Raw genomic sequence first — 6,753 nt, forward strand, 5'->3', positions numbered from 1 at the left:
GCACCAAGTTTGCGCGAAGAGGACAAGTGTTATGGGTAAGAATGTCGTAGTCCTGGGCACCCAATGGGGTGATGAGGGCAAAGGCAAGATCGTTGATCTGCTGACCGAACATGCTGCCGCCGTAGTGCGCTACCAAGGTGGCCACAACGCGGGTCACACCCTGGTGATCGACGGCGAAAAAACCGTCTTGCACCTGATCCCGTCGGGCGTGCTGCGCGAAGGCGTGCAGTGCCTGATCGGCAACGGCGTGGTGGTTGCACCGGACGCCCTGCTGCGTGAGATCACCAAGCTGGAAGAGAAAGGCGTACCGGTGCGTGAGCGCCTGCGTATCAGCCCGTCCTGCCCGCTGATCCTGTCCTTCCACGTTGCGCTGGACCAGGCCCGTGAAAAAGCCCGTGGCGAGCTGAAGATCGGCACCACCGGTCGCGGTATCGGCCCGGCTTACGAAGACAAGGTCGCGCGTCGTGGCCTGCGTGTGGGCGACCTGCTCAACATGCCGCGCTTTGAAGACAAGCTGCGTGAACTGGTGGACTACCACAACTTCATGCTGGTGGGTTACTACAAAGAGCCGGCCATCGAATTCGACAAGACCCTGGCCGAGTGCAAGGAATACGCTGAGCTGCTCAAGCCGCTGATGCTGGACGTGACTGCCGAACTGCACGACCTGCGTCGCGCTGGCAAAGACATCATGTTCGAAGGCGCCCAAGGCTCGCTGCTGGACATCGACCACGGTACCTACCCGTACGTGACCAGCTCCAACACCACCGCTGGTGGCGTTGCGACTGGCTCGGGTGTTGGTCCCATGTTCCTGGACTACATCCTGGGCATCACCAAGGCCTACACCACTCGCGTAGGTTCGGGTCCTTTCCCGACTGAGCTGTTCGACGAAGTCGGTGCGCACCTGGCCAAACAAGGCCACGAGTTCGGCGCGACTACCGGCCGTGCCCGTCGTTGTGGCTGGTTCGACGCCGTTATCCTGCGTCGTGCTATCGATGTGAACAGCATCTCGGGCATCTGCCTGACCAAGCTGGACGTACTCGACGGCCTGCAAACCATCAATATCTGCGTCGGCTACCAGGATGCAGAAGGCAAGGCCGTGGCTCCAACCGACGCTGACAGCTACGTGGGCCTGGTGCCTGTGTACGAAGAAGTGCCGGGCTGGACCGAGTCGACCGTGGGTGCCAAAACCCTTGAAGAGCTGCCAGCTAACGCCCGTGCCTACATCAAGCGTGTTGAAGAGCTGATCGGCGCGCCGATCGACATTATTTCGACGGGTCCGGACCGCAACGAAACCATCGTTCTGCGTCACCCGTTCGCTTAATAAGCTGTTGATGTAAAACACAAAGGCCCCTTAATTGGGGCCTTTGTCGTTTCTGCTCAGCCGGCGGCATGACCTTTGCTGTGATCTTCATTAAGTGCATCTTTTGTGGGATGCCATCAATTTAATGGCGTCAAGCAGAGGGATTCCTAGTGTCAGCCGTTCTCTCATTGTTACAAAGCCGTTTGTTGCGGCCCGTGTTCGTTACCCTCGGTATCGCTCTTTTGGTGCAAGTACTGGTGGCCGTAGCCCTGACACGGAGCACGGTGACTGCGCTGGAAGCTGATTTGGCTGTGCGCCTGGGCGCCGACAGTCAAAAGCTGTCCGGCGAGCTCGAGCAGGCCGGGCGTGAGGTCACGTCGAGTCTCGACAACCTTTCCACCAGCACGCGTCAGCGCCTCACGGCGGGTTTGTCCTCGAAACTGGAAGAGGAGCAGGCGCAACTGCGTGCGACCCTGGAAAAGGATCTCAAGGATTCCGCCAACGACATGGCTCAGCTGCTGGCCTCGGTCGCACCCCGTGCCATGTGGGACAGCGACGTCCCGACACTCTCGGAGTTCGCCCGCCGGGCGCAGCGCAATCCCAACGTGCTGTTTGTGGTGTATGACGACGCCACCGGGCAGCACCTCACGCGTTATCTGAACCGTGAGAACCCGATCAACAAGGCCCTGCTGGAAAAAGGCCAGGGCGAGCGCGCGCTGGACAAGGTGCTGGATGCGGCAAAGAACGATCCGTCGGTTTACTACCTCGAAGCCTCGATCAACCCCAATGGGGTGGAAATCGGCAAGGTCCTGATGGGCGTCTCGACTGCCTCGGTTGAAGCCGACCTGGCGGCCCTCGACAAGCGCTTCTCGGGGTTGATTGGCAGCAGCGACCAACTGGTCGCCGACAGCCTCAAGGGCGCCGCTGCCGACAGCGCCACGGCCATGCGTGCGCGCCTGCAGTCGGCGCAATCGACCGCCTCGGACATGAAAGCCAACACCGCCGCCACTGTGCAGGAGGCCGCGGGTACATTGCGCTGGCGCATAGGCATGAGCCTGGCCGTGGTTGGCTTTGGTGTGCTGCTGTTACTGGCGGTAGTGCTCGGCCGGCGTGTGGTCAACCGTCTGAAGCTGCTGATTGCCGCCATGGACGACCTTGCGGCGGGTGAGGGCGACCTGACCAAGCGCGTGCAGATCAGCAGCAAGGATGAAATCGGCGACATGGCCTCGGCGGTCAACCGCTTCGTCGACAAGTTGCAACCCATCGTGCGCGAAGCCGGGGATGTGGCTCAGCGCACTGGCGTGGAAATCGGCGCGATGACCCTGCGCAATGCCGGGGCTGATGCGGCGGCGGGGATGCAGCGCGATGAAGTGGCCGAGAGCCTGCGGGCGCTCTCGCAAATGGCCGATGAGGCGCAGTCGGAAAGTCATGCGATGCAGGCCGCCTTGCAGCAGGTGGTGGACATTCGCTCGGCGACCGATGAGAACACCCGGACCTCGGCAAAAGTGGGCAGCCTGATCGAGGCGCTGGCCGGGCAGGTGGATACCGGGGCCAAGGTTATCGAGCGCCTGGCGCTGCAGAGCGAGCAGATTGAAGTGGTTTTGACGGTGATCCACGGGATCGCCGAGCAAACCAACCTGTTGGCGCTCAATGCGGCCATCGAGGCGGCCCGTGCCGGGGAAACCGGTCGCGGGTTTGCGGTGGTGGCAGATGAGGTGCGGGCGTTGGCCAGCAAGACCCAGAGCTCAACCGGTGACATTCAGGCGCATATCGTCGCCTTGCAGCAAGGCGCACGCGAGGCTGTGGCCGCGATTGGCCAGGCTGGGCGCCAGGCCAATGAAGGCTTGCTGGTATTGCGTGACAGTGCGCGTTTGCAGCAGTCGGTGCAGGCCTCGGTCGAACAGGTGCATGCGGCCATCGGCCTGGCAACGCAGGCGGCGGCGCACCAGGCGCAAGGCGCGCAGGCGGTGCGGGGACGGGTTGAAACCATTCATGCCCAAGCGGAGAAGGCCGCTCAGGCGGTTGTCGAGACCACTGCCAGCGGCAAGGTGCTGGATGGGTTGGCGGCACAGCTGAAGGCGAGCCTGGGGCAGTTCAGGGCTTAGGTTTTGTATTGGCAGGTCTGACGCTATCGCGGGCAAGCCCGCTCCCACAGTGACTTCTGTTGAGCACAGATTGTGTGTTCACCGAAGAACATTGTGGGAGCGGGCTAGCCCGCGATAGCAGTCTCAGCGGCTGAGATACATCCGGGTAGTTAACAAATACACCGGCAACCCCGACACCATAATCAACAGCGCCGCATAAGGCGCTGCCGCCGCGAATTCCACATTCGCGGTATGCGCCCACACCTCGGTCGCCAGCGTATTGAGCCCGGTTGGGCTCAGCAGCAGCGTGGCCGTCAGCTCCTTCATCGCGTCCAGGAACACCAGGGCGAACGCCGCCCCCAGCGCCGGGAAAATGATCGGCAGCGTCACCCGGCAAAACGCGCTGAAGGACGACGCTCCCAGCGTGCGAGCCGCCTCTTCCAGCTGCGGCGCAGCCTTGTTCAATGCCGTGCGGATCGGTGCCTGGGCCAGCGGTAGAAACAGCAGCGCATAAGCGATCAGCAGCAATGCCGAAGTCTGGTACAGCACCGGTACGTAGTGCAGGGCGAAATAAACGAGCGTCAGTGCGATCACCAGGCCTGGCAACGCATGCAGCAGGTAGGGCAGGCGCTCGGCCCAGATCGCCAGCCGGCCCTTGTAGCGCACCACCAGCAAGCCCACCGGCACTGCCAGCACAAGACACAGCGCCGCGCCGCCCAGCGAAAGAGCAAGCGACGACAGCAACGCCTCGCTGATCGCTGCTACGGGAAAGGCCGCCGACGAACCCACCGCCAGCCAGTACGCCAGCATCCCCAAAGGAATGCCGGTGCCGATGATTGCCAGCATCAGGCAGTACGCCTGTCCCGCGACAGCCCAGGGCCCCAGGCGAACCTGTGCAGCCTGTCGCGCAGCGCCCTGGCCGGTGCGCACGTGTCGACCCTTGCCGCGCACTTTAAGCTCGAGCCAGAGCAGTATCAGGCACAGCGCCAACAGTACCGCCGAAAGCATTGCCGCGTTGGCGTTGCTGAATTCCAGCTCGAACTGCTGGTAGATCGCTGTAGTGAAAGTCTGCAGGCCAATGATCGACAGTGCGCCGAATTCCACCAGCATGTGCAGGGCAATCAGCAGGGAGCCTGCGAGCAAGGACGGCCATAGGAGCGGCAGCGTGACCCGGAAAAACACGCCCCAGCGATTCTGCCCGAGGGTGCGGGCGGACTCTTCCAGGGACGGGTCCAGATTGCGCAAGGTGGCAGCGACGGGCAGGAAGATCAGCGGGTACTTGGACAGGGTCATCACCAGAATCGCCCCGCCCAGGCCTTCAAAGCTTGCGCTCAGAGATACCCAGGTGAAGCTGCTGACAAACGCGGGTACCGCGAATGGCAGGCATAGAATCACCCCCCATAGTCGCCGCCCTGGCAGGTTGCTGCGTTCCAGCAGCCAGGCCAGCGACAGCCCGATCACCCCACAGGCGACCGTCACGCCGACCATCAGTGCCAGGGTATTGCGCAGCAGGCCGAACACATACGGCCGCCAGAGCAAATGCAGCGCCTCGGCCCAGCCGGCCTGCCAGGTTTTGAGGCCGACATACACCAGCGGTAGAAGGCTGAGCACAACCAGTAGCAAAACGGGCAGTAACAGCCAGATAGAAGGCCGCTTGCGACGCGGAACATAACCCCCGCGCGAGGCGGGGGCGGATAACGATGCGCTCATCAGTTCAAGCCAACGTCACGTTCCAGGTCCAGTGCCTCTTCGGCATTGCCGAGGTCGGCGGGGGTGACTTTCGGTGCTTCCAGCTCGCTGAACGGCTTGAGGCCTCGGTCCGATTGCATGCCTTTGTGCAGCGGGTACTCGGCGGTGGTTTGGGTGATCACGCGCTGGCCTTCTTCGCTCGCCATGTAGGCCAGCAACTGCTGGGCTTCCTTGGGATGCTTGCTGGATTTGAGCACGGCTGCGCTGGAAACGGTGATCAGCCCGCCGACGTCACCGCCGGTGAAGTAATGCAGTTTGGAGTCCAGCTGGCCTTTTTCCCGCTGCAGGGCAAACCAGTAGTAGTTGTTCACCAGCACGGTAGCGACTTCGCCGTTTTCAACAGCCTTGAGGGCGACCATGTTGTTGCTGTACGTCTTGCCGAATGCGCGCAGGCCGGTCAGCCATTCTTCGGCGGCGTCCATACCGTGCACCTTGATGATGGCGACTGCCTGTTCCTGGAATGCGCCGCTGGTGGGCACGAAGCCGACTTTGCCTTGCCATTTCGGGTCGGAGAACTCCATCACCGACTTGGGCAGGTCTTTTTCGTCGATCAGCTTGGGGTTGTAGGCGACTACACGAACCCGGGCGGTGATGCCGATCCAGGTGCCGTCCGCGGCAACATAGTCCTTGGGCAGCACGGCGAGGGTGGCTGCATCGGTAGGCGCGAGCACGCCCTGTTGCCCGAGTTTGTTCAGCGGAGGCGATTCTTCGGTATAGATCACGTCGGCAGGGGAGCGCTCGCCCTCTTCGACAACCTGGCTGGCCAGCTGGTTGCTGCTGCCCTTGCGCACATTGACGTGAATGCCGGTCTTGGCTTCGAAGGCCTTGGCGACGGCGTCGCCCACTTCCTTGTGTTGACCGTTATAGAGTGTCAGGGAAACTGGATCAGCAGCCTGGGTGAGGGGAGTGGCGATTGCCAGGCCGAGCAGGGTGATGGTCAGGCCGCGGCGCAGGGTATTTCGAAGCATCATTCGCAGGGTTCCTCACTGTCGCATTGCAAAAACTTGAAACAATTATAAACGATATTGTTTCTCAAGTGCGCTTTGCGGGGGTGGGAATGCCTGTGCGGGAAAAGGGCGAATGCACGCCAACCCACCATAGGAGCTGCCGAAGGCTGCGATCTTTTGATCTTCAGCGACTTCAGATCAGTCAACAATCAAGATCAAAAGATCGCAGCCTTCGGCAGCTCCTACAGGGGAATTGATGCCGAATACAGATTTCTGAAGCCAGAAACGCAAAAACCCGCTTTCGCGGGTTTTTGTGAAATCCAAGGCCGAAACCTTGAATTTGAATTGGTGCCCAGAAGAAGACTCGAACTTCCACGACCTTGCGGTCACCAGCACCTGAAGCTGGCGTGTCTACCAATTTCACCATCTGGGCATAATCTTCAGCGTTGCCGCTGTTGATGTGGCGCACTATACGGAGAGCTTTTTGATCTGTAAACCCCTGATTTAATTTTAATAAATCAAAAGCTTATAATGCAAAAAACCCGCTTTCGCGGGTTTTTGTGCGAGTCTTGAAATTGATCTAATCTCAAGCTCGAAATTGGTGCCCAGAAGAAGACTCGAACTTCCACGACCTTGCGGTCACCAGCACCTGAAGCTGGCGTGTCTACCAATT

At 60.9% G+C, this 6,753-nt stretch carries 4 protein-coding genes and 1 tRNA gene; 2 read left to right on the forward strand and 3 right to left on the reverse strand.

Annotation, left to right across the window (positions count from 1 at the left end; genetic code table 11):
• Positions 1-31: 31 nt before the first annotated feature.
• Both AAEZ05_RS17975 and AAEZ05_RS17980 read left to right on the forward strand, forming a co-directional pair.
• Complete coding sequence (locus AAEZ05_RS17975; protein WP_350648304.1) at positions 32-1,321, forward strand: adenylosuccinate synthase; 1,290 nt, start codon at positions 32-34, stop codon at positions 1,319-1,321.
• Positions 1,322-1,470: 149 nt separating this feature from the next.
• Entirely contained in the window at positions 1,471-3,405 is a 1,935-nt protein-coding gene (locus AAEZ05_RS17980) for a methyl-accepting chemotaxis protein (protein ID WP_045061832.1), read from the forward strand.
• Between the two features lie 123 nt (positions 3,406-3,528).
• On the opposite strand, the gene AAEZ05_RS17985 is transcribed toward AAEZ05_RS17980, so the two are convergent.
• The 3 genes from AAEZ05_RS17985 to AAEZ05_RS17995 all read right to left on the reverse strand — a co-directional run bounded on the left by AAEZ05_RS17985 (position 3,529) and on the right by AAEZ05_RS17995 (position 6,513).
• Positions 3,529-5,094 carry an ABC transporter permease gene (locus AAEZ05_RS17985; RefSeq protein ID WP_350648306.1) on the reverse strand — a complete coding sequence of 522 codons (1,566 nt, stop codon included), beginning with the start codon at positions 5,092-5,094 and terminating at the stop codon, positions 3,529-3,531.
• Positions 5,094-6,104: an extracellular solute-binding protein gene (locus tag AAEZ05_RS17990; protein WP_350648308.1), complete on the reverse strand. Its 1,011-nt coding sequence runs from the start codon at positions 6,102-6,104 to the stop codon at positions 5,094-5,096. The genes AAEZ05_RS17985 and AAEZ05_RS17990 overlap by 1 nt, the downstream gene beginning before the upstream one ends.
• Positions 6,105-6,426: 322 nt before the next feature.
• A tRNA-Leu gene (locus AAEZ05_RS17995) sits at positions 6,427-6,513 on the reverse strand.
• Positions 6,514-6,753 lie beyond the last annotated feature (240 nt).

The organism is Pseudomonas sp. HY13-MNA-CIBAN-0226 (assembly GCF_040310305.1).
In the GTDB taxonomy this organism is placed as follows: Bacteria; Pseudomonadota; Gammaproteobacteria; order Pseudomonadales; family Pseudomonadaceae; genus Aquipseudomonas; species Aquipseudomonas gregormendelii.